Source organism: Arthrobacter sp. 10N43, assembly GCF_056394525.1.
Window position 1 is genome coordinate 37,977 of sequence record NZ_JBFTIA010000014.1, and the last position, 25,539, is coordinate 63,515.

20 protein-coding genes are annotated in these 25,539 nt (G+C 67.5%); 7 read left to right on the forward strand and 13 right to left on the reverse strand.

Annotated elements, in window-relative coordinates; all coding sequences use genetic code 11:
• Positions 1-141: 141 nt before the first annotated feature.
• The 3 genes from AC1DDO_RS19545 to AC1DDO_RS19555 form a co-directional block, all read right to left on the reverse strand.
• Complete coding sequence (locus tag AC1DDO_RS19545) at positions 142-2,955, reverse strand: aconitate hydratase (RefSeq protein WP_476869050.1); 2,814 nt, start codon at positions 2,953-2,955, stop codon at positions 142-144.
• Positions 2,956-3,179: 224 nt separating this feature from the next.
• On the reverse strand, positions 3,180-4,568 hold the full coding sequence (locus AC1DDO_RS19550; RefSeq protein ID WP_476869049.1) for a class I SAM-dependent RNA methyltransferase: 1,389 nt from the start codon (positions 4,566-4,568) through the stop codon (positions 3,180-3,182).
• Entirely contained in the window at positions 4,565-6,541 is a 1,977-nt protein-coding gene (locus AC1DDO_RS19555; RefSeq protein ID WP_476869048.1) for an APC family permease, read from the reverse strand. The genes AC1DDO_RS19550 and AC1DDO_RS19555 overlap by 4 nt, the downstream gene beginning before the upstream one ends.
• 155 nt (positions 6,542-6,696) lie before the next feature.
• Here AC1DDO_RS19555 and AC1DDO_RS19560 point away from each other — a divergent pair, with 155 nt between their 5' ends.
• On the forward strand, positions 6,697-7,368 hold the full coding sequence (locus AC1DDO_RS19560; protein ID WP_476869047.1) for a potassium channel family protein: 672 nt from the start codon (positions 6,697-6,699) through the stop codon (positions 7,366-7,368).
• Positions 7,369-8,112: a potassium channel family protein gene (locus AC1DDO_RS19565; protein ID WP_476869046.1), complete on the forward strand. Its 744-nt coding sequence runs from the start codon at positions 7,369-7,371 to the stop codon at positions 8,110-8,112. It abuts the gene before it with no gap.
• Positions 8,113-8,191: 79 nt separating this feature from the next.
• Here the strand turns inward: AC1DDO_RS19565 and AC1DDO_RS19570 are convergent, their stop codons facing one another.
• From AC1DDO_RS19570 to dut, 4 genes are all read right to left on the reverse strand, one after another.
• Complete coding sequence (locus AC1DDO_RS19570) at positions 8,192-9,049, reverse strand: DUF3159 domain-containing protein (protein ID WP_476869045.1); 858 nt, start codon at positions 9,047-9,049, stop codon at positions 8,192-8,194.
• A complete protein-coding gene (locus tag AC1DDO_RS19575) occupies positions 9,046-9,504 on the reverse strand; it encodes a hypothetical protein (RefSeq protein ID WP_476869044.1) in 459 nt (152 codons plus the stop codon). Before AC1DDO_RS19575 ends, AC1DDO_RS19570 begins: the two co-directional genes overlap by 4 nt.
• The gene (locus AC1DDO_RS19580) at positions 9,497-10,243 is read right to left on the reverse strand and encodes a DUF3710 domain-containing protein (protein ID WP_476869043.1); all 747 of its coding nucleotides are present in this window, start codon (positions 10,241-10,243) and stop codon (positions 9,497-9,499) included. Before AC1DDO_RS19580 ends, AC1DDO_RS19575 begins: the two co-directional genes overlap by 8 nt.
• A gap of 338 nt (positions 10,244-10,581) precedes the next feature.
• Positions 10,582-11,100: a dUTP diphosphatase gene (gene dut / locus AC1DDO_RS19585; protein ID WP_441409861.1), complete on the reverse strand. Its 519-nt coding sequence runs from the start codon at positions 11,098-11,100 to the stop codon at positions 10,582-10,584.
• 210 nt (positions 11,101-11,310) lie between these two features.
• Here dut and AC1DDO_RS19590 point away from each other — a divergent pair, with 210 nt between their 5' ends.
• Entirely contained in the window at positions 11,311-11,796 is a 486-nt protein-coding gene (locus AC1DDO_RS19590) for a DUF3093 domain-containing protein (protein ID WP_476869042.1), read from the forward strand.
• Between the two features lie 121 nt (positions 11,797-11,917).
• Here AC1DDO_RS19590 and AC1DDO_RS19595 read toward each other — a convergent pair whose 3' ends face one another.
• Positions 11,918-12,217: a DUF4193 domain-containing protein gene (locus AC1DDO_RS19595; protein WP_091255680.1), complete on the reverse strand. Its 300-nt coding sequence runs from the start codon at positions 12,215-12,217 to the stop codon at positions 11,918-11,920.
• A gap of 333 nt (positions 12,218-12,550) precedes the next feature.
• On the opposite strand from AC1DDO_RS19595, the gene sepH reads away from it, so the two are divergent.
• Together sepH and AC1DDO_RS19605 are read left to right on the forward strand one after the other, a co-directional pair.
• Entirely contained in the window at positions 12,551-13,966 is a 1,416-nt protein-coding gene (gene sepH / locus AC1DDO_RS19600) for a septation protein SepH (RefSeq protein ID WP_476869041.1), read from the forward strand.
• Between the two features lie 26 nt (positions 13,967-13,992).
• On the forward strand, positions 13,993-14,436 hold the full coding sequence (locus AC1DDO_RS19605) for an N-acetyltransferase family protein (RefSeq protein ID WP_476972556.1): 444 nt from the start codon (positions 13,993-13,995) through the stop codon (positions 14,434-14,436).
• A gap of 64 nt (positions 14,437-14,500) precedes the next feature.
• On the opposite strand, the gene AC1DDO_RS19610 is transcribed toward AC1DDO_RS19605, so the two are convergent.
• The 3 genes from AC1DDO_RS19610 to AC1DDO_RS19620 all read right to left on the reverse strand — a co-directional run bounded on the left by AC1DDO_RS19610 (position 14,501) and on the right by AC1DDO_RS19620 (position 19,315).
• Positions 14,501-15,727 carry an alkaline phosphatase family protein gene (locus AC1DDO_RS19610; RefSeq protein ID WP_476972557.1) on the reverse strand — a complete coding sequence of 409 codons (1,227 nt, stop codon included), beginning with the start codon at positions 15,725-15,727 and terminating at the stop codon, positions 14,501-14,503.
• A 52-nt stretch (positions 15,728-15,779) separates the two neighbouring features.
• The gene (locus AC1DDO_RS19615; RefSeq protein WP_441409865.1) at positions 15,780-16,523 is read right to left on the reverse strand and encodes a DUF5998 family protein; all 744 of its coding nucleotides are present in this window, start codon (positions 16,521-16,523) and stop codon (positions 15,780-15,782) included.
• 80 nt (positions 16,524-16,603) lie between these two features.
• A complete protein-coding gene (locus AC1DDO_RS19620; RefSeq protein ID WP_476972558.1) occupies positions 16,604-19,315 on the reverse strand; it encodes a bifunctional acetate--CoA ligase family protein/GNAT family N-acetyltransferase in 2,712 nt (903 codons plus the stop codon).
• A gap of 68 nt (positions 19,316-19,383) precedes the next feature.
• Here AC1DDO_RS19620 and AC1DDO_RS19625 point away from each other — a divergent pair, with 68 nt between their 5' ends.
• The gene (locus AC1DDO_RS19625) at positions 19,384-21,912 is read left to right on the forward strand and encodes a DNA gyrase/topoisomerase IV subunit A (protein WP_476972559.1); all 2,529 of its coding nucleotides are present in this window, start codon (positions 19,384-19,386) and stop codon (positions 21,910-21,912) included.
• Between the two features lie 162 nt (positions 21,913-22,074).
• Here the strand turns inward: AC1DDO_RS19625 and AC1DDO_RS19630 are convergent, their stop codons facing one another.
• Positions 22,075-22,458 (reverse strand): VOC family protein, encoded by a 384-nt coding sequence (locus AC1DDO_RS19630; protein ID WP_476972560.1) that lies wholly within the window; start codon positions 22,456-22,458, stop codon positions 22,075-22,077.
• A 449-nt stretch (positions 22,459-22,907) separates the two neighbouring features.
• Complete coding sequence (locus tag AC1DDO_RS19635; RefSeq protein ID WP_476972561.1) at positions 22,908-24,776, reverse strand: HNH endonuclease; 1,869 nt, start codon at positions 24,774-24,776, stop codon at positions 22,908-22,910.
• Between the two features lie 238 nt (positions 24,777-25,014).
• On the opposite strand from AC1DDO_RS19635, the gene AC1DDO_RS19640 reads away from it, so the two are divergent.
• A complete protein-coding gene (locus tag AC1DDO_RS19640) occupies positions 25,015-25,533 on the forward strand; it encodes a DinB family protein (RefSeq protein ID WP_476972562.1) in 519 nt (172 codons plus the stop codon).
• The last annotated feature ends 6 nt before the right edge of the window (positions 25,534-25,539 follow it).

Here is a 25,539-nt window from a genome sequence, read left to right on the forward strand (position 1 = left end):
GGTGGTAGACATGCCTTTTAACTCTAACGCCTCGGGACGGGCCGCCGCGCCGGTGTCCGAATCCGGGTACGCAAAGGCCCCGGCCGGTCAGTGACCGGCCGGGGCCTTTGACTGCGTTACCGGACCAGCCGGCAGCTCCGCCTAGTTCGCGGAGATCTGGCGCAGAACGTACTGCAGGATCCCGCCGTTGCGGTAGTAATCCGCCTCGCCCGGGGTGTCGATGCGCAGCACGGCGTCGAAGGACGTGACCGAACCGTCTTCGGCGGTGGCGGTGACCTTCAGCGTCTTCGGCGTGGTGCCTTCGTTCAGGGCGGTGACGCCCTCAACTGCGAAGGATTCCGTGCCGGTCAGGCCCAGGGTGGCAGCGTTCTGGCCGGCCGGGTACTGCAGCGGCAGGACGCCCATGCCGATCAGGTTGGAGCGGTGGATGCGCTCGTAGCTCTCGGCCACAACAGCCTTGACGCCGAGCAGCGCCGTGCCCTTGGCCGCCCAGTCACGGGACGAACCGGAACCGTACTCCTTGCCTGCCAGGACCACCAGCGGGGTGCCGGCAACCTGGTAGTTCTGCGCGGCGTCGTAGACGTAAGCCTGCGGGCCGTCAGCCTGGCTGAAGTCGCGGGTAAAGCCGCCCTCCACGCCGTCCAGGAGCTGGTTCTTGATGCGGATGTTCGCGAACGTGCCGCGGATCATGACCTCGTGGTTGCCACGGCGTGAGCCATAGGAGTTGAAGTCCTTGCGCTCCACACCGTTGGCCAGCAGGTACTGGCCGGCCGGGGTGTCCGACTTGAAGGAACCGGCCGGGGAGATGTGGTCCGTGGTGACGGAGTCGCCGAGCTTGAGCAGCACGCGCGCGCCGGTGATGTCCTGGACCGGCTCCGGCTGGGCCTTCATGCCCTCGAAGTACGGGGGCTTGCGGACGTACGTGGACTTCTCGTCCCAGGCGAAGGTGTCGCCGGCCGGGGTGTCGAGCGCCTTCCAGCGATCGTCGCCTTCGAAGACGCCTTCGTAGCCGCGGGCAAACATGTCCTTGTCGATCGAGGAGTCGATGACCTGCTGGACCTCGACCGGGTTCGGCCAGATGTCCTTCAGGAAGACGTCGTTGCCGGCCTCATCCTGGCCCAGCGCGTCGTTGTCGAAGTCGAAGTCCATGGAACCGGCCAGGGCGTAGGCGATGACCAGCGGCGGGGAGGCCAGGTAGTTCATCTTCACGTCCGGGTTGATCCGGCCTTCGAAGTTGCGGTTGCCGGACAGCACGGCGGTGACGGAGAGGTCGTTGGCCTGGATGGCCTCGGAGATCTCGGCGTCCAGCGGACCGGAGTTGCCGATGCAGGTCGCGCAGCCGTAGCCCACGATGTAGAAGCCGAGCTTCTCCAGGTACGGGGTGAGGCCGGACTTGTTGTAGTAGTCGGTGACTACCTTGGAGCCCGGAGCCACGGAGGTCTTGACCCACGGCTTGGACGTCAGGCCCTTGTCGACTGCGTTGCGGGCCAGCAGCGCGGCGGCCAGCATCACGGACGGGTTGGACGTATTGGTGCACGAGGTGATCGAGGCGATCGACACTGCGCCGTGGTCCAGCTCGAACTCACGTCCGTCCGCGGTCTTGACGCTGACCGTGTTGGACGGACGGCCGTTGGACTTCGGGCCGTGTGCGTGCGGGGCCACGTCGCTCAGGTGCGAGGCTGAGGCGGTGAACGAGGGCGAGTCTGAAGCCGGGAAGCTTTCGTCGATCGCTTCGTCGAGACTTCCGTCGGCCAGGTCTTCCTTCACGTAGTTGCGCAGGTCCTCGCGGAACTGGGCCTTGGACTCGGTGAGGATGATGCGGTCCTGCGGGCGCTTCGGGCCGGAGATCGACGGAACAACCGTGGACAGGTCCAGCTCGAGGTACTCGGAGAACTTGATCTCGCGGGAGGGATCGTGCCAGAGGCCCTGTTCCTTCGCGTAGGACTCCACGAGGGCGACGTTCTCGTCGGACCGGCCGGTGAGGCGCAGGTAGTCGAGGGTGACGTCGTCGATCGGGAACATCGCGGCGGTGGAGCCGAACTCCGGGCTCATGTTGCCGATCGTTGCACGGTTCGCCAGCGGCACAGCCGCGACGCCTTCACCGTAGAACTCGACGAACTTGCCCACCACACCGTGCTTGCGCAGCTGCTCGGTGATGGTCAGGACGACGTCGGTGGCGGTGGCGCCGGCCGGAATCGAGCCGGTGAGCTTGAAGCCCACGACGCGCGGGATGAGCATGGAGACGGGCTGGCCGAGCATGGCTGCCTCGGCTTCGATGCCGCCAACGCCCCAGCCGAGCACGCCCAGGCCGTTGACCATGGTGGTGTGCGAGTCGGTGCCGACGCAGGTGTCCGGGTATGCGCGCAGCGCCCCGTCAACTTCGCGGGTCATGACGGTGCGGGCCAGGTACTCGATGTTGACCTGGTGCACGATGCCGGTGCCCGGGGGGACAACCTTGAAGTCATCGAATGCGGTCTGGCCCCAGCGCAGGAACTGGTAGCGCTCACCGTTGCGCTGGTATTCGATCTCCATGTTGCGCTCCAGCGCGCCGGAGTTGCCGAAGGCGTCAATCTGGACCGAGTGGTCAATGACCATTTCGGCCGGTGCCAGCGGGTTGACCCGCTTCGGGTCACCGCCGAGCTCCTTGACGGCCTCACGCATAGTGGCGAGGTCAACGACGCAGGGCACGCCGGTGAAGTCCTGCATGATCACGCGCGCCGGCGTGAACTGGATCTCGGTGTCGGGCTCGGAGCTGGGGTCCCAGCCTGCAAGCGCACGGACGTGGTCGGCCGTGATGTTGGCACCGTCCTCGGTCCTCAACAGGTTTTCAAGCAATACCTTGAGGCTGAACGGAAGGTTTTCTGCACCTTCGACGGAGTTCAACCGGAAAATTTCATATTCGGTTCCGGCTACATTAAGTTTGCCTTTTGAACCGAAGCTGTCCACAATGCTCATCGCAGGACTCCTCTCGCAACAGTTTCATCTTTGTCGCGCCGCAGGACCCAAGCTAGTTAGGTCGGCCTAACTAATACAGGCATCAGTACATCGTGGTACGAAATGCAGGTAAGAAACGCAGGGAACGGCCGCTTCAATAACGCCAATCTCATGCACAGCAACGCTGAAGTACAAGCTGTGGTGATGCAGCGCGACGACGGACTACTACGCCCATCCTAGTGGCATCACGGTTGGGGAGTCAGTAACGCCACCGTCTCCATGTGATGGGTGTGCGGATACAGGTCGAAGGCACGCAGCCCGGCCAGCCCCCAGCCGCCCTGCCGGAAGTAGCCGAGGTCGCGGGCAAACGACGCCGGATCGCAGGAGACATACGCGACGGCCCGGGGACCGGCGTCGATCAGCTGCTTGACCACGGCTTTGCCGGCACCGGCGCGCGGCGGGTCCAGAATCAGGGCATCGAAGTTGCGGGGCTTCTGCCGCAGCACCCGCTCCACGCGGCCCTGGACGATCTCCACCTGGGTGGCGTCGTGCAGGTTCTTGCGTGCATCACGGCTGGTGCCGGGCGCGCCCTCGACCGAGAGCACCGATCCCGTGACGCCGACGGCATCGGCCAGCGGTGCCGTGAACAGCCCGGCACCGGCGTACAGGTCCGCCACCACCGAGCCCGGCGCGAGGTAGCCGCCGTCGTGCAGGAACCCGGTCACAGCCCCGACGAGTGTCTCCGGGGCGTCCTTGTGGATCTGCCAGAAGCCGTCGCCGGTAACCCGGTAGTCGTGGCCTGCCGCGGTCTCCTGGACATAGGTGCGGCCGCGCAGTTGCAGCACCTCTCCCGTGGCCGGGTCCAGGCTGGCCACCGAGACGTCGTCGGGGAACTGGGCCAGGATGCCGCCGAGCCGTTTGGACCGGGTGCCGGGGGCGGGGACGAGCAGTACGAGCGGCCGGGAGCCGTTCGCCGGGGCGGCGACCTCGACGCGGTCGATGCCCTGCAGGTCCATTTCCCAGAGCCGGAGTGCGTTGATGCTGTCCACGGCCAGCGGCATTTCGCGCACGGGCAGGATGGCGTCTGAGCGGTGGGCGTGCATGCCAAGCTTGCCGGCGGGAGTCACCGCGAAGCCGGCGCGCGTCCGCCAGCCAAGGCCGGATACGCGAGCGCCGCCCGGGGCGGCAGTTTCGGCGGCAGTTTCGGCGGCAGCGCCGACGGCTTCGACGGTGATCTCCCCTGCGGGAGAGAGTTCGACGCCGGCGAGCCGCTTGAGCTGTTCGGCCAGAACGTCGGCCTTGAGGCTGCGCTGGCGCGGCAGCGAAATGTGGCCGAGTTCGGCGCCGCCGACCGGAGGATGCCGGTGTGACCAGGAGCGCGCCGAATCGGCGAGGTCCCAGAAGTGCGGGACGCGGTCCGGTGAGGCCTCCAGGACCTCCACCACATCGGCGCGCCAGAACTTGGCGTCGGGGCCGGCGTCGGTGAGCCGGACCCGGACCTTCTCGCCGGGAATGCCGTGCCGGACAAACACGACGCGTCCCTCATGCCGGGCCACGCAGTGCCCGCCGTGGGCGACGGGTCCGACGTCGACGACGAGATCGGTGTGGGTGTGCGTCCGGGTGTCGGGGGTCATTGGATATCCTGCAGTTTCTTGGCTTCTTCGGATGATTTCAGCTGCCACGGCACACTGCACACCATGACGCCAGACTCGAAGTGCAGCCTGGTCTTGATGCGCAGCGCGGTCTGGTTGTGGACCAGTTGCTCCCACCATTTGCCCACGACATACTCGGGAATGTAGACCACGATCAGGTCGCGGGGCGAATCCCGGCGCATGTTTTTGATGTACTCCATGATCGGAGTCACCGTTTCGCGGAACGGGCTGGCAAGAACGGTCAGGGGCACCGGGATTTCGAGCTTTTCCCAGTCCGCGACAGTCGCTTCGGTCTCCTCCGGGCTGATGTCCACGGTGATGGCGTCCAGCCGCGACGGGCGTGAGGCCCGGGCGTAGGCCAGGGCGCGCAGCACCGGTTTACGCACGTGCGAGACAAGCAGCACGGCGTGCACACGGGTGGGCAGTGCGCGCGGCGAGGAGTCCTCGTCCACGGCGAGTTCCTTCGCCACGTTGTCATAGTGCGCCCGGATGCTCCACATGATCAGGAACAGCACGAACATGGCCAGCAGCGCGATCCAGGCGCCCTGCGAGAACTTGGTGATCAGGACGATGACCAGAACCAGGGCGGTCATGCAGAAGCCCACGGTGTTGATGGTCCGGGACTTGATGATGCGCAGCCGCACGGCAGGCTCCTTGGACAGTTTCAGTTCCCGGCCCCAGTGCCGGATCATGCCCAGCTGGCTCATGGTGAACGAGATGAAGACGCCCACGATGTAGAGCTGGATGAGTTTCGTGACGTCCGCGTTGAAGGCGATGATCAGGACGAGGGCGCCTGCGGCCAGGGCCAGGACGCCGTTGCTGAAGGCCAGCCGGTCGCCACGGGTGCGCAGTTGGCGCGGCAGGTAGCCGTCCTGGGCCAGGATGGAGCCGAGCACCGGGAAGCCATTGAACGCCGTATTGGAGGCGAACACCAGGATGACGCCGGTGGCGGCCACCACGATGTAGAACGGGATGGAGCCCGCACCGAAGACGGTCTGCGCGATCTGGCTGATGGCCGGGTTCTGGATGTACCCCTCTGGCAGCGGATTGCCGTTCAGGAGGAACTCCGTGGCCGGATCCTGCACGATGTGCACCTTGGTGGCGTTGGCCAGGTAGATGATGCCGGCGAGCATGGCGGAGGCAATCACGCCGAGCAGCAGCAGCGTGGTGGCAGCGTTCTTGCTCTTGGGCTTCTGGAAGTTGGGCACACCGTTACTGATGGCCTCGACGCCGGTCAGGGCCGCGGCGCCGGAGGAGAAGGCGCGCAGCAGCAGGAATGCCCCGGCCAGCCCGACGAGGCCTTCGTCGAAGCCCTGCTCCGGCACGATCTCGAACGCTGCCGACGGCGCCTGCCCCAGCTGGCCGGTGGCCGCCTGGAAGACACCGACGGCGGTCATGCCGAGGATTGAGGCCATGAAGATGTAGGTCGGGACGGCGAAGACGCTGCCAGCCTCCCTGATGCCGCGCAGGTTCACGAGGGCCAGGATGACGACGCCGATCGTGGCGATCGCGGCCTGCTGTCCGTGCAGCGAGGGCACGGCGGTGGTCAGGTACGTCGCGGCCGAGGACATGGACACGGCAACGGTCAGCACATAGTCAACCAGCAGAGCCGAGGCTACGGTGAGCCCTGCGTACTTGCCGAGGTTGACGTTGGCGATCTCGTAGTCGCCGCCGCCGGAGGGGTAGGCGTGGACGTTCTGGCGGTAGGAGGCAACCACGGTCAGGAGCACCACCATGACGGCGAGGCCCACCCACGGCGCAATGGCCACCGCGCTCACGCCGGCCAGGGCCAGGGTCAGGAGGATTTCATCCGGCGCATAGGCCACCGAAGACAGGGCGTCCGAAGCGAAAATGGGCAGCGCGATCCGCTTCGGCAAGAGCGTGTGGGCCAGACGGTCGTTCCGGAAGGGCTTGCCTACCAGCACCCGCTTCACGGCATTGAAAATTGTCAGCACCACACAAAGCTAGTCTGATTCGGACGCGATGTCATGACGGCGAAGTTGGCGTGCACAGGAACGCCGGCCGGCGCCCCGTGGCCGTGGCCTCCCGCCGCCGCGTGGCCGGTAGAGTTTTACGCAGTATCAGACGTAAGAACCAAGAGGAGGCCCATGTGGCGCACTTCGTGATCATGGGTTGTGGCCGTGTCGGGTCAACCCTGGCGCACACGCTCGAGGACGCCGGCCATTCGGTGGCCATCATCGACCAGGACGACCGTGCCTTCCGGCGGCTCCGCGCAGGGTTTTCCGGACGGAAGGTCACGGGGGTCGGATTCGACCGCGAGACGATGAAGCGGGCCGGCGTCGAGGAAGCCTATGCCTTCGCCGCCGTTTCCAGCGGCGACAACTCCAACATCCTCGCCACCCGGGTGGCCCGGGAGACCTTCCACGTTCCTCACGTGGTGGCGAGGATCTACGATCCGGGCCGCGCGGAAATCTACCAGCGCCTCGGCATTCCCACGGTCGCCGCGGTCCGCTGGAGCGCCGACCAGGTGCTGCGCCGCATCCTGCCCGAGCAGCACATCGCCGGCGACTATCGGGAGCCCTCGGGCCGGCTGGTCCTCGCCGAGGTGGACCTCAACCCCGACTGGATCGGGCACCCGGTCTCCTCGATCGAGAAGGCGGCCGGCATCCGCATCGCGTATCTGACCCGGTTCGGCGAGGGCATGCTACCCGCTGCCGGCACGTCCTATCAGGACGGCGACACCGTCCACGCCATGCTGAACGTGGACCGGAGCTCCGAGATCGGCCACATCCTCGCCAAATCCCCCGCCAAGGAGTCCTAAGTGAAAGTCGTCATCGTCGGTGCCGGAAGCGTCGGTTCCTCGATCGCCCGGGAGCTGTTGGCCCACAAGCACGAAATCCTGCTGATCGACGAGAAGCCGGAGGTCATCGGCCGGAGCGGCCTGCGCGGCGCGCACTGGCTGGTCGGTGACGCCTGCGAGCTGAGCACGCTGCAGGACGCCAAACTTGAGGACGCCGACGTCGTGGTCTCCGCCACCGGTGACGACAAGGTCAACCTCGTCGTTTCCCTGCTGGCCAAGACGGAATTCGGCGTCGGGCGAACGGTCGGCCGGGTCAACAACCCCAAGAACGACTGGATGTTCGACGACTCATGGGGCGTCGACGTCGCGGTCAACACCCCGCAGCTCATGACCGCCCTCGTGGAGGAGGCGGTGGAGATCGGTGACCTGGTCCGGCTGCTGACGCTTCAGACCGGGGTGTCCTCGCTGGTTGAGTTCACGGTTCCCCACGACTCCCATGTGATCGGGCTGACCGTGGGTGATGTCCAGTGGCCCGAGGACTCCACCCTCGTCGCGATCCTGCGGGATCAGGCGCCCATCACGCCGAGCCGGGACGACGTGATCGACGGCGGCGACGAATTGTTCTTTGTGACCACGATCGCGGCCGAGGACGAACTCCGCGCCCTGCTGGCACCGGAATCCCCGCTCGAGGACCAGCACCCCGTGACTTCGGACCAGCACGGCCACGGCCCCCAGCCGGCCGAGAACGACGGCTTCGACGGCTAAGCCCGTTTTAAACCAGTTGCGCTGTCAGTTGTGGCCGTTCCCAACGCTCGGGAACAGCCACAACTGACAGCGCATCGGGTCAGTTGGCTTTTTCGGCCTCGTTGGCCTCGGCTGGCTCCCGGGCCGGCCGGGTCAGCAGCCAGGCAATCCAGACGCCGAGGATGTAGAGCGGGGCGCCCATCAGAAGCCGGGTGGTTGCCAGGGCGGCGAGGCCCTGCTCCCCCATGAAGTACAGCGGCACCTGCACCACCAGCCGCAGGACCAGCACCGCGACAATCACCCATGTGCCGATTGAGTACGCCCTGACCCGCTTCGGGTCCTTGCGCCATTCCAGGCCCTCGTTGCGGATGAAGCCGAAGAGCAGCCCTGCGATCGGCCAGCGCACGGCCACGGAGATGGACATCGCCAGGATGTAGCCGAGGTTGGTAAAGAACCCCAGGACGTAGAAGTTCTCTGCCTTGCCGGTCGAGGTGGCCAGCCACGCGGAGAGTCCGACGCCGATGAACCCGGCCAGCGCCTGGGTCAGCGGCTTGCGCTGGACCAGCCGGGCCACGGTAAAGACGGCGGCGACCGCAAGCGAGGCGATAACGGCCAGCGTCAGGTTTTCCCGGTCGATGGTGAAGGCAATCAGGAAGACGAGTCCCGGCAGGATGCTTTCCGCGATGCCCTGGACGCCGCCGGCGCTCTTGAGCACATCGATGTTGCCGTTGCTGGAGCGGTGCAAACCAGCCTTTGCGGCATAGTCCTCGGCCAGCTGGGCCACCGTGGGCTGGGTGCTGGTCGGCTGGGTGCTGGTGGGCTGGGACGCAGCAGGTGCGGCATCGTCCCGGGTCAGCGCCGCGGCTTCCCCCGCTTCCTGCTGGGCTGTTTCCTCTTGTGACCGGTCCTGATGCGCCCGGTCCGGGCGTGCCCGCTCGGGATGTTCGGGCAATGTCATTGCTCCTCCTGGCGGGAGAGTATTTCGTAGCGGGGATTGAAGATCGTGGGCAGCCCGTCGCGCATGGTGACCATGCCCTCGAGCCGGAGCTCCGTTCCGGCGTCGACACCGGGAATCCGGCGGCGGCCAAGCCACACGACGCGCAGCCGTTCCTTGGGCCCGGCGGGCCGCTGGCGCTGTGCACTGGGGCTGACCTTGTGCGTGGCCACCCCGTTGGCGGGAAGGCTGTTGGCCGTTCCGGCACCTTTGCCGCCCTGGCCCTTGCCGCCGAAGGGCAGGAGGCGGGTAACGGGAGGGGGCGCTTCGTGATCGATCAGGATCGCGATGAAAGACGCCACCTGGCTGGCGGGCACGTACGTGACGGACTCGATGAAGCCGTGGCACAGCACCCGCCCGCGGTCCGGCAGCTCCCGGACGGACACGGCGGCCGCTTTTTTGCCGGCGGCATCAGCCAATCTGGGTTATCTCCGGTCCGCGTTCGGGCTGTCCGAATTCCGGGGCCGCCTGAGGCGTCGGGGCGGCGGGGGTGTCCTTGGGCAGGCGGAGCTGCAGCAGGTCGCGCGGAGGCATGGGGTTCTCGCCGCGGACGACGACGATCTGCCGGAACAGCTCTTCGAGCCCGGCTGCGGCGTCCCGGTCCATTGCCGCCTCGCCGCCGAAAACGCCGCGGAGGAACCAGCGCGGGCCGTCGACGCCGATGAAGCGGGCCACACGGTACCCCTGGCTGCCATCCGCCGCTCCGGCCGGAAGCTTGGCCACGAGCTCGGTGCCGAAGCCGCCCTCGACCTCCTCGACCTGGCCGCCCTGGCTCCCGACCGACTGGCCGATCTGTTCACGGATTTCATCCCACAGCCCCTCGGAACGGGGGGCGGCGAAGGCCTGCAGCTGCAGGCTGGAACCCTCCAGGTCCATGGTGACGGCGACGACGCGCTGGCTCGCTTCTTCAACTTCCAGGCGGAGCTGGAGTCCCTCGCGGGGGGAGATCAGGAGCGCGCCGAGGTCCACGTACCCGTCCTGGGCCTCGATCTCCGAGACGTCGAAGGGCCCGGTCGCGGCCCGGCCGGCAGTTTTGGCGTCATTCCCGGCCGGCGTGCCGGCGCCGTCAATCGCAGCGTCCGCGGCCACAGCGTTCTGGTCCGTATCGGCCCCGGTCGGCTGCTCCTGTTTGGCTTTCCTGCCACGCCCAAAAACCATGGGGGTTGTCTCCTTCAGTTGTGATCCTGTGCCGCCGCCCGGCGCCGTCCTGGCGCCTGTCCGCGTGGCTGCCCGCTACCCTGCGGCCGCCTGCTCAATACTCCTGCACCCGTTGGTGCACCGCTGCTGTTGCCTGGATGCGTGTCTCGTGCAGTGTTGGTGATGCTTCCGTGCTGATGTTCTTACGTGCTGGTGTTCTCAGATGCTGGTGTTCTTCAGTGCCTGCGTTGGTTCAAAGTGCGCGGCGCCGAAAATCCCCGGTCGCCCAGCGCCCGGTTGTCCCAGCGTTCAATTGTCCCAGCGCCCGGTTGTCCCAGCGTTTAGGGCGAACCTGGGCTTCAGGCCGGTCCGCCGAAACCGCCGGTGGAGCCGAAGCCGCCCCCGCCGCGGACCGAGCCGTCGAGCTCCTCGACCGGCAGGAACTTCGCGTACTCCACGCGCTGAATGACCATCTGTGCAATTCTATCGCCGCGCCGCAGCTCGATCGCCTCGTCACGGTCAGTATTCAGCAGTGTCACCGCGATTTCTCCGCGGTAGCCGGCGTCCACCGTCCCGGGGGCGTTCACAACCGTCAGTCCGTGCTTCGTGGCGAGGCCAGAGCGTGGGTGGATGAGCGCAACAAAACCATCCGGGAGCGCAATGGCGACGCCGGTCGGAACGAGGCGGCGCTCCCCCGGCGCGAGGACGACGTCCTCGCGGGCGCGAAGGTCGGCGCCGGCGTCGCCCGGGTGCGCATACGACGGCGGCTCCAGCCCGTCGTCGAGCATTTTCAGCTGTACCGTCAAAGTGGGCGTTCCGTAGGCTGCGTCGCCGGCCGTAGGTGCGGCACTGGCGACGGCGGTGTTTTCTTCAGTCACAGTCCCTCACTCTAACGCCCGCACGTAACATCGACCTAGCCGCCGCTGGCCGCCCGCGCATGCCGCCCGCGGTGTTCACGCAGGCTTGTAGCGGCGTTCAGGGTGGCCATCAAGCGGCCTTCAAGTGGGGCGGCAGCAGCCCTGAAACGGGGTGCCCCCTCAGCAAGGGGCCGAGATGAAATACCCAGCTAAAGATGAAAAGCTGTGCCTATGCCCGAATCCAGCGCAGCTGCGCCTGCCCCGAAGAGCGCCCCGAGCGACTCCCCTGTCCTTTACGCCGAGAAGCTCTGGCCGAACTTCTGGATCTGGCTGGTGTCGGTGTTGTTCTCCAGCGCAGGGATCCTCATGCTGGCGCCCATCAGCATCTGGGCCGGCATTACCGCGGCGATCGTGATCTTCGTCGTCATCTCCGTGCTGCTGGTGCTGTCCACGCCCTCGATCACGGTCACCAGGACCACGCTGACGGTGGGCAGGGCCACGATCGAACGCGGGTTCCTGGGCAAGGCCACGGCGTTCCGGGGCAAGGAAGCCACGGCCGAGCGGGGAACGCGGCTAAATGGACTGGCATTTCTGTGTATCCGCGGCTGGGTGGATCCGGTGGTCCGGATCGAGATCGAGGACCCCTCGGATCGCACCCCCTACTGGCTCACGTCCACACGGCACCCGGAGCAACTGATCGCCGCGCTGGCCTCCTAGCTAGCTGGGCTCCTAGTTAGCTGGGCTCCTGCTCCTAGTTGTTAGTGGCCCGCGGCCCGCTTCGCACCGTCGCGGGCCCCGGGCCCCGGGATCCGGGTTCCTCTCCAGGGCTGCCGCCTGCCTAGCCCTCGCAATCCTTGCAGTACTTCAGGCCGTCCTTTTCGCGGGCAATCTGCGAACGGTGGCGGACCAGGAAGCAGGAGGCACAAGTGAATTCGTCTGCCTGGGCGGGCAGGACCCGGACCAGCAGTTCCTCCCCGGACAAGTCAGCGCCGGGAAGTTCGTAGCCTTCGGCAAGGTCGGACTCGTCTTCATCCACCACGGCGGAAGGCTTCTCTGTACGCCGCACCTTCAGGGCCTCAATGGAATCCTCACTGAGGTCTTCTTCGGTCTTGCGCGGCGCATCGTAATCGGTCGCCATTATTTGTCGCTCACACTCCGCATTCGTTCGGTTGGCTCGCCGCTCCAAGATGGCCCCGCCGGGATGGTAACCCTGGGCTCCGGGAGCGGTTCACCGATGTAACACCGGACATGCGGTTTTTGTGCCCGGTGTCGGGTCATTTTTGCTTAAGCGCCTCAGGAATGCCAGAGCCCACGGGTCTCCTCCCTGGGATCTTTTCCGTGGAGAATCCGAAACCGGCGGAAAGTCGCGGAATGTCGCGGAAAATCACGGCGCGCCAGCCGTCCTAACCCGAAATGTGTCCCGCTGGTGGCAGAGTTTCGATTGTTAGTAATGCCAGGGTGGAGGATTTGTATGCAGGATCTACGGCTTGTAGGCGTCCACGACGACGGAGAGCATCTCCTGTTGAGTGGCACCGGCGGCGAGATGTTCCAGCTGCCGATCGATGAAGCACTTCGGGTGGCTGCCAGCCGGACGGCGGCGAAGGCCGCGTCCAGCGCGGCCGCAGCTCCCATTGCCATGTCTCCGCGCGACATCCAGACGAGGATCCGCAACGGGTCAACCGCCGCCGAAGTGGCAGAGCTCTCCGGTATCCCGCTGGAGAAAGTCCAGCGCTACGAGGGACCGGTCCTTGCCGAGCGCGAGTACATTGCCCAGCAGGCCCGCAAGGTGGAAGTGGCCTCCCCCGCCCCCGGCCAGGACCTCTTCCGGTCCGTGTTCGGCGACAACCCGGCATCCCTTAACGACATGGTCGAACACCGGTTGCGGGCCTACGGCGTGGAGCCCTCAACACTGGAGTGGGACTCCTGGCGGCGCCAGGACGGCAGCTGGAACGTCGTGGCCCGTTTCGAGCCCAAGCCCGGCGGACCGGCCGGCATCGGCGAGGAGCCGCCGGCTATGTGGACCTTCCATCCCGCCCGGAAGTCCCTGCAAAACGCCAACCGCTGGGCGCAGCAGCTGAGCGAGCTGGAGCCGCTCGAAGGCCCCGTGCCGACCCGGCGCCTTACTGCCGTCTCCGACCGGCCCTTTGACTTTGAAACCGACGCCGAGGCCGCAGCCCGGACAGCGACCGGCCAGCACAGCATCATTCACCAGATGCTGCTCCAGCAGGACAGGATCCACCAGGAGCAGGACGCCGACGGGCTGCTGGACATGCTGCGTTCCCGCCGCGGCCACCGGATTGGAGTGGACGAGGACGCGGACGACGCCCTTGCCATGCTCATGGCCACCGGGGTTCCCGCAGCTCACCCCCGCCCGGCAGAGGTACCCGAGGCGCCCGAAGTTCCGCAGCCGACAGAACCGGAGTCGGCTTCCGAAACCGCCGGGGCTGACGAACCCGCTCTGGCCGAAGTTCCGACCGCGGACCCCGCACCGGCCGACGTTCCGACCGCGGAGGCCGCGCCCTCGGACACCGATGCCTTCACGCGGCGACGCGACGGCAGGCCGTCCATGATGTCCCGGCTGACCCTCGCGCCGCGCCTCCCGGAGGAGGACGATGCCCTGAAGCTGCACGACGGCGTCAGCACCGAGACCCGGGAAGTCACCATCGCAGCTTCGCAACTGCGTCCGGCGGGCAAGAGCCCCACCGCTAGCCCAGGCCTGGATGAACTGATCGGCGGCGGCACGTCCCGGCGGCAGCACCGCGAATCCAACGCCGCTGGCAGGAATGAAGCCGGCACCGACCAGCCTGAGCGCCAGCCAACCAAGCCGAAGCGCTCAAGCGTTCCCAGCTGGGACGAAATCGTCTTCGGAACCCGCAACGACCAATAAGGCAGCCGGCAACTTGGGGTGACCCCATGCTGATGGTTCGAGAAGGACGTCCGGAAGACACACCCGGCCTTGCGGGGCTCCGCGTGGCATGGGCCGCAGAGCAGGATCCCTCCCTCACGGACGACCCCGATTTCGAGGGGACCTACCGCGAGTGGGCAGACGCCCATCCCCGCACATTCTTCGTCGCCGAGCAGGACGGCGAGCTCGTCGGGATGCTTAACCTGATGATCTTCGAGCGGATGCCCAAGCCCGGGAAGGAACCCTCCCGCTGGGTCTACCTGGGCAACGCCTATGTGCTGCCGCAGTTTCGGAACGCAGGGATTGGCGGCCGCCTGGTGCGGGCATCGATTGAGTTCTCGCGGGACATCAAGGCAGTCCGGATGGTGCTGTCCCCCTCCCCCGAATCAAAGAGCTTTTACGCCAGGCTGGGCTTCGAGCCCGCAGGGGACCTGAACATTCTCAAGTTCTGAGCCGCCGGATCCAGGTACCTGCCGGGTGCGGGGATCGCCTCCACCGGGAATCGGGCTCCGGCAGTCAGCGCCGCGGCGCTCTCTTGCCGTCGGCTTGGAAGCACAGCAGCGGGACTTCCCGCTCGGCCTTCGTGAGGGAACCGTGCTGGCCCACGACTTCCAGGGCGGTGGGACGGACCCTGCGCGTATCGTAAAGCGCCAGGGCATCCCGAGCCGCGATCATGACGTCGCCGATCCGCAGGGCGGCCTCGGCCCGCACGTCGCCAAACAACCCGGCCCCGATCGCTTCCTCACGGGTGAAGGCCCAAATTCTGTCTCCAAAACGGGACCGCCAGTTCGCCAGCAGCCGGTCGCGGGCGCCGTCGTCGTTTCCATCCTCCAGGTACAGGTGGACCATCCGCGGCTCGCCGGCGGTGTGCCGCACACCGGCAAGGAGCGCCGGCTCGGCGGAGTAGTCGATCCGCTGCGACTCGGGCACATCCACCATGCCGTGGTCAGCGGTCAGCAACACGGTGGTGCCCGGCGGCAGGGTGGCGTTGAGCCGGCTCACTGTGGCATCGAGTTCCTCGAGCTGGTGCTCCCACTGGGGTGACTGGCAGCCGTGGCGGTGCCCGGCCTTGTCGAGCTCGTTGACGTAGAAGTACATCAGCGAGGGCCCGGGGCCGGCCATGGCTTCGGCGGCCGCCTCGGTCCGTGCGTGGGACGTGGTTCCGGTGATGAAGCGGCCTCCGCGGAGCGCGGCCTCGGTCATGGCCGAGGTGCTGAACTGCGGGAGGCTGACGGTGGTGACATCGACGTGGCCTTCGGCCCTTTCGAAGACCGTCGGGAACGGCTGCCACGTCCGCGGGTCCACGCCGGCGTCCCAGTTGCCAAGCATGTTCACCACCCGGTCCTGGTCCGGATCCAGGACGTCATAGCCCACCATGCCGTGCTGGCCGGCCGAGAGTCCGGTGCCAAAGCTTGCAAGCGACGCAGCTGTGGTGGACGGGAACGCCGAGTCCAGCGACGCGGGCACCTGGCCCTGGCCGGCCTGCTGGATTCCTCGCAGGAAAGGGGTGTGGGCGATCTTTTGCTTCAACAGGTTCCGGCCGAGCCCGTCGGCCAGCACCACGCACACCCGTTTGGCGGCCGGAAGGTTCAGTTTGTTCTCGAACCCCGGGACTCCCAGGCTGGCGGCGGCGCTGGTCAGGACCTCGGCGATGGAGCGCTGTCCGAACGCCGGCGCGGGGGGCAACGGGGAGGTGCCGGCGGACAGCGGGACCGGGGAGGCGGCCAGGGAGGGAATGGGCATCGGATCTGACAGCTGATCCTGCGCGGGCTCAGGCTGGCGGAAGTGGGCCATGTCAGCGCTGGTGGCCGCGGCTGAGGCGGTTTCCGAACACGCCCATCCGCGGTCGGGGCGGCAGGCCGGGCCCAATGTGCGGGACCGGGGCCGCGGAGCCGGTGTTCACTGCCCGCAAGGCGCGGGCGAAGAGCTTGGCGTCCTGCACAGCCTGCAGACCGTCCGCTTCGGCGCTGATCCGCAGGACGATGTCTTCCTGCGCGATGGTGCCGCTGTAGCCATGATCGGCCTCGCACTGCGGGTCCCCGCAGCTGGCCGGGCCCATGTCCAGGCGCTGGCCGCCGGACCACGCAATGGAGAGCGTCAGCTCCCGCACCGGGTCGGAGGGCTTGTAGTCCTGCGGCTGGGCGTAAACGTAGCTCAGGACCACCGAGCGGATCTGGGTTACGGGGACGGACTCGGTCGACACCTGCGCGACGGTCTGCTCGCCGGCCTCGTCGAGCTGCTGGTCGTCCACGTGGGTGATGACCAGCATGTCCTCGGTCAGCACCAGGACCGTAATGTGGCGGCGGACCTCGGCGCGGTCGAAGTGGGTCTCGAGATGAACCAGGTGGGCCACGCAGTCGCGGCCGTCCAGGGCGTCGGCGACGACGTCGGCCACGAGCCGGGGGTAGAAACCGGCCTGCTGGAGGGACCCTTCCAGGCTCTGGCCCTGCGCACTGTGGTCATGGAGCCCGTGGTGGTGCGCGGTCTGGCGTCCGGGGGCGGTCGCCAGTGGCTTGGGTGTTGGAGGCTGGGAGCTCATAGTCTCCATTTTCACAGATCGGCTGGGGACTTGCTAACTGCCCGGCCCGGAATGCGGCTTAGGGCCGGGCAGCAACCGGCCTAACTGCGCATCGCCCGGCGTGCGCTGTCGGTGCGTTGGGCGGCGTTCGCGATCCTGACGTCGGCGGCAAGGATTGAGGCGCCGTCGGGCCCGGCGAGGACGGGGTTGAACTCAACCAGGGCTACCTCCGGATGGTTGTCCTTGAGCCTGGTGAGGCGGGCGGCGAGATCCTCCAGCGCCGTGGCGTCAACGGCCGGCAGGCCCTGGTACCCGAAGAGTTTCCTCGACGCCCGGGGTGCCCGGATGAAATCGTGCACATCGGAACCGGAGAGCGGCGGCACACGGTGCGCCCAGTCATCGAGCAGGTTCACGGCGTCGCCGGCCAGGCCGAAAGAGATGACCGGTCCCAGCAGCGGGTCTTCGATGGCGCGGAAGGTGCAGGCCTGCCCGACCGGCATCATCGTCTGCACTTCCAGGGACGGGGACCCGTACCGCTCAAGCGACTTGCGCATTTGCGCCACGTTGAGCCGCAGGGAGTCCGTGTCCTGGATGTCCAGCCGCACGCCGCCAAGGTCCAGCCGGTGCCGAAGTGCGGGATCTGTAGTCTTTAGTGCCACCGGCCAGCCGAGCTGCCCGGCCGCCGCTACGGCCTCCTCCGCCGTCTCGAATCCCACGGACGGGACCACCCGGATGCCGTAATGGCCCAGCAGCCGTGCGGCTGTGTCCTGGTCCAGCCGGACGAGCTGCTCGCCGCCCACCTTGCGCAGCAGCTGCTCCAGGTCCTCCCGGGCGGCGTCCGGGTGGCAGCCCTCGGGTTCCACGAAGAGGCCTTGATCCCGGTCCAGCCACTGGGCGTACCGCACGACGGCGGCCAGTGCCGCCACCGCCGCACCCGGGTTGGAGTAGCACGGAACCGGCAGGGCGAGCACGGAGCCGTGTGGGTGCTCCGGCTCCGCACCGACCATGCCCTCCACATAGATGGACGGATCAAGAATTCCGCTGAACGCTGCCACCACGGGTTTACCGGCCGCCGCCGAACATTCAGCCAGCACGCCGGCGATCTTTTCGACCGTAAGACCTTGCGCAGGAAGCAGCGCCACCACCGCCGCGTGCACGGTGTCGGCGGTCAGGATTTCCTGCAGGCTCCGCCGCAGGGCCGGCAGCGCCCGGGACATGCCCGCATCGAGATCAAGGTCCCCGATGATCCGTTCCACTCCGAGCCCCTGCCTGGCTGCACTGTCCGCGACCACCTTGCCCAGCGCGCGCGAGTTGCTGAAGACGGCAATTCCCGGGCCCCCGGGCAGCGGCTGGCTCGACACAATCTGGGCGACATCCATGAGCTCTTCAATGGTCTCGACCCGGATCACGCCGGCCTGGCGCATCATGGCGTCCAGCGCTTCCGGGGGCGCCAGCGTGGTGCGGACGGCATGCCCGGGCGGCAGGTTCAGGCCCATGGCGTCGGACTTGGCCACAATCACGGGCTTGGTCCGGGCGAGGCGTCGGGCCAGCCGGGAAAACTTGCGCGGGTTGCCGATCGATTCCAGGTACAGGCCCACGGCAGTGGTGTCGGCGTCGTCCTCCCAGTACTGCATCATGTCGTTGCCCGAGACGTCCGCTCGGTTGCCGGCGGAGAGGAAGGTCGAGATGCCGACCCGGCGGCGGCTGGAGGCGGCGTAGAGGGAGACCCCGATCGCGGCCGACTGGCTGAACAAGCCCAGGCCACCGCGGCGTGCCAGGGCCGGCGCCATCGAAGCGTTGAGGGACACCGCAGGGTTGGTGTTGACGATGCCCAGGGACGCCGGGCCGATCACGCGCATGCCGTTGGCACGTGCCTGCCGCACGAGTTCGCGCTGGCGCGCGAGGCCGCGTTCGCCGTCGTCCGCGTATCCGGCGGTGGCCACCACGATCCCCTTCACTCCGGCTGCCGCGCATTCCTGGACCACCTTGGGAACCTCGTCGTACGGGACCGCGATGATGGCGAGCGTGACCTGGCCGGGGACCTCGGAGAGCCGGGCGAAGGAGAGCATGCCGGCGAGTTCCAGGGCTTCGGGGTTGATCGCATAGACCGGGCCGCTGAAGCCGCCTTCGATGACGTGCTCAAGGAGCTGGTATCCCACTTTGCCCCATTTGCGGCTGGCGCCGATTACGGCGACCGATGACGGGGCGAGCAGCTCCTGGATGCTGCGCGCCTCGGCGCGGTGCTCGCGGGATTCCATCACCGCACGGGACTTGTCGGTGGGGTCGATGTTGAACTCAAGGCTCACCACGCCGTCGTCAAAGTGGCGTTTGACGTCGTAGCCGGCATCGGAGAACACCATGAGCATCTTGCGGTTCTCCGGGAGCACTTCGGCGCTGAATTTGCGGATCCCGTTCTCGCGGGCGGCCGCGGCAAGGTGTTCGAGCAGGATGGAGCCGATGCCGCGGCCCTGGTGGGCGTCGGCGATGTTGAAGGCGACCTCGGCCTCGGCCGGGTCGTCGAGCCGGTCGTAACGGCCGATGCCGAGGATTTCGCCGCCGATGGTGATCACCAGGGCCACGCGGTCTTTGTAGTCCACCTCCGTGAAGCGTTTGAGTTCCTTGGCGGAGAGCTTGGACTTGAAGGCGAAGAAGCGCATGTAGATGGACTTCTGGGACTGGCCCACGTGGAAGGCCTGGACAGCGTCGGCATCGGAGGGGTGGATGGGGCGAACATGGGCGGTGCCGCCGTCGCGCAGGACAACATCGGCTTCCCAATATTCCGGATATACGCCGTCCGCGGGCTGATCCACCATAGGCTTAGCCTAGTCATAAACTTACGCAGTACCCGTTCAGCACTCCCTCAGAAGGACCCACCAGCCTTATGGCACGCCGCCAAACCACGCCCCCGGCAGGGGAAGCCAGCCAAGATTTCACCGAAAACATCGTTGATATCGATGTCACGTCCGAGATGGAAGGCTCATTCCTCGAATACGCCTATTCGGTGATCTACTCTCGGGCCCTCCCGGACGCCCGCGACGGGCTGAAGCCCGTGCAGCGACGCATCCTGTACATGATGTCCGACATGGGGCTGCGCCCGGACCGCGGCCACGTCAAGAGCGCCCGCGTGGTGGGCGAGGTCATGGGCAAGCTGCACCCGCACGGCGACGCCGCGATCTACGACGCCATGGTGCGCATGGCCCAGGACTTCTCGCTGCGGCTGCCGCTGATCGACGGACACGGCAACTTCGGCTCGCTCGACGACGGTCCCGCGGCCCCCCGCTACACCGAGGCCCGGCTGGCGGCTGCCGCCCTGACCCTCACGGACCACCTCGACGAGGACGTCGTCGACTTCGTTCCCAACTACGACAACCAGCTGACCCAGCCGGACGTGTTGCCGGCCGCGTTCCCGAACCTGCTGGTCAACGGCGCTACGGGCATCGCCGTCGGCATGGCCACGAACATGGCTCCGCACAACCTCGTGGAAGTCATCGCCGCCGCCCGGCACCTGATTGACAACCCGGACGCCACGCTTGAGGACATCATGAAGTTCGTCCCGGGACCGGACCTGCCCACGGGCGGCCGGATCGTGGGCCTGGACGGTATCCGCGACGCCTACGCCACGGGCCGCGGCTCGTTCAAGACCCGGGCAAAGGTGGAAATCGAGCAGCTCTCGGCCCGCCGCACCGGCCTGGTGGTCACGGAACTGCCGTACATGGTGGGCCCGGAAAAGGTCATCGAGAAAATCAAGGACGCCGTCAACGGCAAGAAGCTCACCGGCATCAGCGACGTCGTGGACCTCACCGACCGCAAGCACGGCCTCCGCCTGGTCATTGAGCTCAAGAACGGTTTCAACCCCACGGCCGTGCTGCAGCAGCTCTACCGCTTCACCCCGATGGAAGACTCCTTCGGCATCAACAACGTCACGCTGGTCGATGGCCAGCCACAGACCCTCGGGCTGCTCCAGCTGCTCTCGGTTTACGTGGACCACCGGACTAATGTGGTCCGGCGCCGCACCGCGTTCCGGCTGGGCAAGAAGAAGGACCGCCTCCACCTGGTCGAGGGCCTCCTGGTCGCGATCGTGGACATTGACGAGGTCATCCAGATCATCCGGTCCTCCGACGAGGTTGCCGCCGCCCGGACCCGGCTGATGTCCATTTACGACCTCTCCGAAATCCAGGCCAACTACATCCTGGAACTGCGGCTGCGGCAGCTGACCAAGTATTCCCGGATCGAACTGGAGAAGGAGCAGGAGGAGCTGCGCCGGGAGATCGCCGAACTCGAAGCGATCTTGGGCTCCCCCGCACTGCTCCGCGCCCTCGTGTCGGACGAACTGGGCGAGATCGCGGAGAAGTACGGCACCCCGCGCCGGACCGTGCTGCTGGAATCCGAGGCCGTCTCCCCCACCGTGGCAGCCGCCGCGGGCGCCGCCGCCGGAGCCAAGGGCAAGGCCGCACCGCTGGCCCTTGAAATCGCCGACGATCCTTGCTGGGCCATTCTCACCGTGTCCGGACAGATCGCCCGCACCGCAAACCAGGACAGCTTGGCGGAGGCCGGCCCGCGGACCCGGCACGACGTTTTCTCCTCCGTGGTCAAGACCACTGCCCGCGGCGAGATCGCTGCCGTGACCTCGCAGGGCCGCATGCTGCGCCTGCAGGTCATGGACATGCCTGTCCTGCCGCCAACTTCAGGCACCCCCAATATGGCCGGCGGAGTACCGGCCAAGGACTTCATCACGCTCCTCAAGGGCGAGACGCTGGTGGCCTTCGCGCCGCTGGACCAGGTCCTGGCCATCGGAACAGTCCAGGGCGTGGTCAAGCGGGTGCAGCCGGACTATCCGCTGAACCGCGAGGACTGGGAAGTGATCGCCCTCAAGGACAAGGACACCGTTGTTGGCGTTGCGCCCGCCGGATCCGACGACGTCGACCTCGTCTTCATCACTCGCCAAGCCCAGCTTTTGCGCTTCGGCGCCTCCACCGTCCGCCCGCAGGGACGGACCGCCGGCGGCATGGCCGGCATCAAGCTGGCCGCCGGGGACCGAGTGATGTTCTTCGGGACAGCCAGCGCCGCTGACGCCGCCGCCGTCGTGGTGACCATTGCGGGGACCGACGGCGCGCTGCCGGGCACGGCACCGGGGGCTGCGAAGGTCACCGCGCTGGAGGAATATCCGGCCAAGGGCCGGGCGACGGCGGGTGTGCGCGCTCACCGTTTCCTCAAGGGCGAGGACACTTTGCTTCTCGGCTGGGCCGGCCATGGTCCGGCCAAGGCTTCCTCCCTGGCCGGCGTGGCGCGCTCACTCCCGGGCGAGCATGGCCGCCGCGACGGCTCGGGAATCCCGCTGTCCCAAGCGATCGACGCGATCGGACCCAGCATGGCGTGGGCAGAGGAACAGGCCGCCGCGACGGAGGCGTAGCGCCGGGACCGCCCGCGGCCACAGGCATGCCGCAGCCCGGCCGGAGTCGTTTTCGCGCTCCGGCCGGGCTGCGTTTCTTTGCGTTGGCTGTTTGTGATCTGGATGCGTGACCGGCCCCAACAGAGTTCGCGAGGCCTCGCCTGCATTCAGTGAACGGGCCGATTAGGGCATATGGCTGAGGTTCAGGATGTTGCCCTCGGTGTCCAGGAACCACGCGGCGGTGCTTCCGTCCGGAGTGGTGGCGATGCCGCCCTCGGTTTTTAAGCCCGGGAAATCGTATTCCTCGAAGACGATTCCCTTGGCGCGGAGTTCGGCAACAGTTGCCGGCAGGTCATCGACCAACCACCCGATCTGTGTGTTCTTGGCTGTTCCGGCATTGGGTGTCTGATACAGGAGGAACCCGCTTCCCCCACCGCATTTGTACTGCAGATTGTCCTCGGCATCCGGGTTTTCGGGCTCGAGCCCGAGCTTATCGCGGTAGAAATCCCGCGCACGGGTGATGTCCGCTGCCGGTAGCACTGCAACGGCTTGCACGTCCTTGAGCATGGCTATTCCCTTTCCAGGCCCGCCCCCCGGGAGGAATGATACTCCTCCCGCCGCCCAAGTACCTGTGAGCCGAACAGCGGATTCCAGCGGTCTCCAGCTGCGTGGCCTGCGCCTTTGTCCGTAGTGCGGGGGTTACTGCTTCGGCTGGCGCGTCGCGGCGCCCGCGTGAGCCGTGAGCCGTGAGCCGTGAGCCGTGAGCCGTGAGCTAAGCCTGGAATCGCCATGGCGAGAGTCGCGGTCATCGCCTCACGGGCCTGATCCTGCGGCGCCCCTGCCGCTCTGCCCCCGTGGGGCACGGTCACGCGGCGCCCTGTCACTCTGTTCCCGTGGGGACCTGTCACTCTCTCCCGCGCCAGCTCTTTCATCGGCGCCCATTCACGCCGCACGCATTCGGGCGATTTCCGGCCGGGTATCCCGTTTCGTTCGACCCCCAGTCTCCCGGGCCATGGTCATGCGGCGGTGGTGAGGTCGTCGGGGTGGAAGTAGTGGTTGCGGCGGGGCGCCTGGCGGGGGTCGAGGTGGGGTGGCGGGATGAACCAGGGGATCCCATTGGTGAGCCGGATGCTCCAGTGTTCTTTGTGGATTACGTGGTGGTGGTGGGAGCAGAGCAGGGCGCCGTTCTCGGTTCCGGTGGTTCCGCCGCGGGACCAGTAGGTGATGTGGTGGGCCTCGCACCAGGTGGCCGGGATGGTGCAGCCGGGGAAGGCGCAGCCCCGGTCCCGGGCGATGAGGACCTTGCGGATGTGGGGCGGGAAGATCCTGGAGGCCCGGCCGATGTCCAGGACCCGGCGGCCGCCGCCGAGGAGGACGGGGAGGATGTCCGCGTCGCAGGCGATCTGCCGGACGGTGGAGGCGGTGACGGGCCCGGTGAACAGCAGCGACCCGGTACCTATCCCGGTGCCGGTCCCGGGTGTCCGGTCTGCCGGTCCCGGCCCGCCGGCGTCGACGTCACAGTTGTTGGCGGCTGTGCCGAGCCGGGTGAGCAGGTCGCGGTAGTCGATGGTGGCCATGATCTGGGGCCGGAGCCCGCCGGTCGCGGACAGGGTCCCGGTGGTGAGGGCGACCTTGCACGCCCCGACCAGGCCGTCGAGCAGCTTCTGGGCCCGGGAGCGCAGGTCCAGGGACGGCAGTCCGGGATCCTGGCCCGGTAACCCGAGGTCCTCGGCCGGTAACCTGTCCGGGCCGGCGGAGTTCCCCGTGGCCGGGACGGCGGCCGAAACACCCGCGACGGTCACTGCTGCGGCCGCTCCAGCGCCGGCAGCCCAACTGGCGGAACCCTCCCCGGCACCCGCAGCCTTACCCGTGTTGTCCCCGGAGTCCTGGCAGCTCGCGGCGGATTGCCCGGCGGTGCCAGCGGCCGGGGCAGCCGCCGGCACCATCGCGTCCGTGGGGTTGGTGCGGGGGTTGGCGCCGGTGTTCATGACGGTCAGGAGGTGTTCAAACTGTTCGGTGGTCGCGTAGATCTCCACGTGGTGCAGGCCGTGGCGGCGGCGCCGGATGAAGGCGCCCTGGAGCTGGCGCAGCAGTTCCTCGGAGGGTTCCGTGCCGTCCTGGTCCAGCGCGTCGGCCCAGGAGCGGGTGACACGGACCAGGAAGTCGGCGTCGTTCTCCGCGGCCGTGCGGGTCAGGGCGTGTTCCATCCGGGTCTCGGCGTCGGTGCCGCACAGGGGCTTGACCCGATCCAGTGCCACCGCGATTACGCTCGCGGCCCGGGAGGCGATCTCCCCGGCGGCGACGGCGGCGGCGAGCTCCGGGTGCGCGGGCGGTGCCTGGCGTCCGGCGAGCCCCGGCCGGGGCAGCAGCCCCTCGGCCAGGGAAAGCCGGCGTCTGGTCTCCGCGGCGCCGATCCGCAGCCGCGCCCGGAGGAACTCCGCGGTGTTCCGGTACCCGTCATCCGCCGCCGCCCGGGCCTCCCAGGCATCCCCGGCCGCCGTCGCCACCTTGGATGCCGGGGATGACGCGTCAGCCGCGGACTCCGCATCGGATACGGCCGTGCCTGCCACAGGGGTGCCGGCAGGGTCCGGCGCCCCGGATCCGCCAGTCTCCCAGCCGGCGGGGCTCTCACGCCAGCCCGTGGTCCACGACGTCGCAGCCCCGGCAGCCGAAGCCGCGGCGGCGGCCGTGGACTCCTTCCTGGTCCGGTCCACGGCTGCGGCCGCCACGAGCTGAAGATACTCCGCCGTGCGGGAAATCTCCTCCACCCGCCCGGCGAAATCCGACGCGGCCCGGAAACCCCATGACGCCGCGTCCTCCGCCGCCGTCGCACTCACCGCCCGTAGCACGGCCAGGGCGCCGTCCACACCCTCAACACCGCCCAAGCATTCAACGCTGCACGCGCCGTCCGCGCCGGAGGGCCGAGCCGGGTCCAAACCCAGCCCCGCGTCCCCGCAAGGAACGTCCCCGCAAGCAGCGTCTTCGCAAGAAATGAAATCCCTGATGGCTTCCATAACCTAACCCTCGCAGAGGGGTCTGACAATTTAGACAGGACTGCGCCAGACACCGGCTGCCGCAACGGGCCGGGATGCCCGCAGGAACAAATGCACCTACACTGCTGGAATGCCTATCATTCCGGATGCCAAGGACTGGACCTGGGTCCTGTCACGGCCCTGCCCCGAGTGCGGCTTCGATGCCTCCGCCGCGACCCCCGCCACCGCTCCCGGGATGGTCACCAGCATGCTCCCGCGGTGGCGGGCTGCCCTCCGACGGCCGGACGCTGCGGAACGCCCCAATGAGGCCACGTGGTCCGTCCTCGAGTACGGCTGCCACGTCCGGGATGTCTTCACGCTCTTCGATCACCGGCTGAACCTCATGCTGACCGAGGACGACGCCCGGTTCGATGACTGGGACCAGGACAAAACGGCAATCGAGCAGGACTACGCCAACGCCGACCCAGCCGTGGTCGCCGTCGAACTGACTGCCGAGGGCGAGCAGATTGCCTCCTCTTTCGCACGGGTCCCGGAGGAAGATTGGGTCCGTAAAGGGACCCGGAGCAACGGCTCGGTGTTCACTGTCCTGACCTTCGCGCAGTACTTCCTGCACGACGTCGTCCATCACCTCCACGACGTGGACGGCTAGTAGGCG

Excerpts from the sequence above, each read along its gene's own strand:
- AC1DDO_RS19545 (WP_476869050.1), bottom strand. The coding sequence starts at position 2,955 with ATGAGCATTGTGGACAGCTTCGGTTCAAAAGGCAAACTTAATGTAGCC.
- AC1DDO_RS19550 (WP_476869049.1), bottom strand. The coding sequence starts at position 4,568 with ATGACCCCCGACACCCGGACGCACACCCACACCGATCTCGTCGTCGAC.
- AC1DDO_RS19570 (WP_476869045.1), bottom strand. The coding sequence starts at position 9,049 with ATGACATTGCCCGAACATCCCGAGCGGGCACGCCCGGACCGGGCGCAT.
- AC1DDO_RS19580 (WP_476869043.1), bottom strand. The coding sequence starts at position 10,243 with ATGGTTTTTGGGCGTGGCAGGAAAGCCAAACAGGAGCAGCCGACCGGG.
- AC1DDO_RS19590 (WP_476869042.1), top strand. The coding sequence starts at position 11,311 with ATGCCCGAATCCAGCGCAGCTGCGCCTGCCCCGAAGAGCGCCCCGAGC.
- AC1DDO_RS19595 (WP_091255680.1), bottom strand. The coding sequence starts at position 12,217 with ATGGCGACCGATTACGATGCGCCGCGCAAGACCGAAGAAGACCTCAGT.
- sepH (WP_476869041.1), top strand. The coding sequence starts at position 12,551 with ATGCAGGATCTACGGCTTGTAGGCGTCCACGACGACGGAGAGCATCTC.
- AC1DDO_RS19605 (WP_476972556.1), top strand. The coding sequence starts at position 13,993 with ATGCTGATGGTTCGAGAAGGACGTCCGGAAGACACACCCGGCCTTGCG.
- AC1DDO_RS19610 (WP_476972557.1), bottom strand. The coding sequence starts at position 15,727 with ATGCCCATTCCCTCCCTGGCCGCCTCCCCGGTCCCGCTGTCCGCCGGC.
- AC1DDO_RS19615 (WP_441409865.1), bottom strand. The coding sequence starts at position 16,523 with ATGAGCTCCCAGCCTCCAACACCCAAGCCACTGGCGACCGCCCCCGGA.
- AC1DDO_RS19620 (WP_476972558.1), bottom strand. The coding sequence starts at position 19,315 with ATGGTGGATCAGCCCGCGGACGGCGTATATCCGGAATATTGGGAAGCC.
- AC1DDO_RS19625 (WP_476972559.1), top strand. The coding sequence starts at position 19,384 with ATGGCACGCCGCCAAACCACGCCCCCGGCAGGGGAAGCCAGCCAAGAT.
- AC1DDO_RS19630 (WP_476972560.1), bottom strand. The coding sequence starts at position 22,458 with ATGCTCAAGGACGTGCAAGCCGTTGCAGTGCTACCGGCAGCGGACATC.
- AC1DDO_RS19640 (WP_476972562.1), top strand. The coding sequence starts at position 25,015 with ATGCCTATCATTCCGGATGCCAAGGACTGGACCTGGGTCCTGTCACGG.